This is a genomic window from Nocardia farcinica (assembly GCF_029867845.1).
Lineage (GTDB): Bacteria > Actinomycetota > Actinomycetes > Mycobacteriales > Mycobacteriaceae > Nocardia > Nocardia farcinica_A.
The window spans coordinates 1-1,876 of record NZ_JARWRU010000802.1; the positions used below are offsets into that span (position 1 = coordinate 1).

The 1,876-nt window shown below is 78.4% G+C and carries 1 pseudogene; it reads left to right on the plus strand.

Annotated elements, in window-relative coordinates:
- Window positions 1-1,251, plus strand: a pseudogene (locus QH283_RS17515) (hypothetical protein); the annotation flags it as partial.
- Window positions 1,252-1,876: the final 625 nt, after the last annotated feature.

The following is a 1,876-nucleotide window of genomic DNA, read 5'->3' on the forward strand; positions in this document are numbered from 1 at the left end:
CCGCGCGGGGGGGGGGGGCCCCCCCCCCCCCGGGGGGGGCGCCCCGGGGGGCTCACCGCGGGGCCCTACCGGCGGGCTCGGGGCGGGGGGGCCGCGGGGCCCGCGTCGGGTGCGCCGCCCGCCGACTCGTTCCCGGCAGGCCCGCCGACCTCGCGCGGGCGGCAGTCCGATCCGTCGCCGTTCGGGCCGCCGACCGATCCGCCGCAGGCCGATCCGTCCGTCTCCGGCCTCCCGCAGGCCGCCCCGCTCGCGGGCACACCCCTGTCGCCGGGCACAGTGCCGGGGACGCCGCTGCCCACCGATACGACGGCGGGTGGTGCCGGGTCCCCGGACTCCGCGGCGGCGCCGCGTCTGCCCGCGCCCCCGAGACTGTCCGCTCCGCCCGCCGCCCCACCGCCACCGGAAGCGGAGTGGGAGATCCCCGACCCGGCGGGCATCGGGCGGCCCGCGCCGCAGACCGGCGCCCCGCGGCGCGCGGCGGGACCGCGCCGCGCACCCGAGCCGCGGCACACTCCCGAGCCGATGACCGGTCCGCAGTCGGCGCTGCTGCCGGAGCTGCCGTCGTTCGAGCAGCTGTGGGAATCGGCGGGTTCCGGCACGACCGACACGTCGACCGGGCCCGCCTGGCCGAGCGCACCCGCCGAGCCCGCCTCGGATCAGGGCTGGACGAGCACGTCGGACCTGCCCGTGGAAGCACCGAGCTGGGCGAGCACGTCCCCGGACCCGCTGTCCGGGCAGGCCGTGCCGAACATGGCGCCGGTGCCGTCGGCGGTGCCGCCGATCTCGTCCGATCCGCTCGCGCCGACCGCGGACTCGGAGCCTGCCTCCACGACGCCCCCCGTGGAGACGCATTCCGAGACCGATGCCACGGCGTCGTGGGTGCCACTGCCCGCGCCGGCCGCGACGCGCGCGGGAGTCACCGGGCGCCCCGAGGAGTCCGGCGCCGCATACCGCAACGCGCTCTACGACCTGGGCACCGGCATGTACGACCGGGGCGAGCAGGAGCAGGCCTGCGGGCTGTGGGCGCAGGCCGCCGAGGCCGGGCACGCCGGGGCCGCGCACGATCTGGGCGTGCTGCTGTTCCGGCGTGGCGAGACCGCCGCCGCCGAGGCCTGGTGGCGGGTCGCGGCCGGGTACGGCGAGTCCCGTTCGATGTCGCTGCTGGCCGAGGTGCTCGACCGGCGCGGGGAGACCGTCGAGGCCGCGCGCTGGCGGGCAGCAGCCGCACCGGACGGGTCGCTGCACTCCTGACCACTGCCGCGATCGCCACCGTGACCGCGGCCCCGCCACGTCCGGTTCCTTCGTGTGGGCCGGGAGCGGCGGGGCCGCGCCGAGCGCCGGAAATTCGGTGGCTCGAGTCGGTGGGCCGGAGATATGGTACGTCCATGGGGTCTTCATCGACGGGCGCGCACGCGGCGCGCGCCCCGTTCTTCATCCGGTTGCGCGCGACTGCCCGGCCCGTGCCGGCGCCTCGCACCGCCCCGGTGAGCCCGCGCTGACCGGTCCCCGACCGGGCGCCGCGCGGCGCTGACCTTCCGAGCCGACCGCTGTCCCGCGCGGGACATCGACCGTCGTGGCGGCTCGTCGTGCCCCGGCATGGGTCCGGGCGAATCACTTGCCCTGATTCGACCTGCTCCGACGAGGAGACCCATGTCCCGCCACCGAATCACGTCGCATCCCGTGCTGTCCCGAGCCCAGGCGCGGCGACACTATTCGCAGAACTTCCTCGCCGACCCCGCCGCCGCCCCCGCCGTCGTGCGCCCCCACCGCGGCCGCCCCCGCGCGCGCGGAGTGGGGGAGGGGGCGGGGGGCGGGCAGCAGCCGCACCGGACGGGTCGCTGCACTCCTGACCACTGCCGCGATCGCCACCGTGACC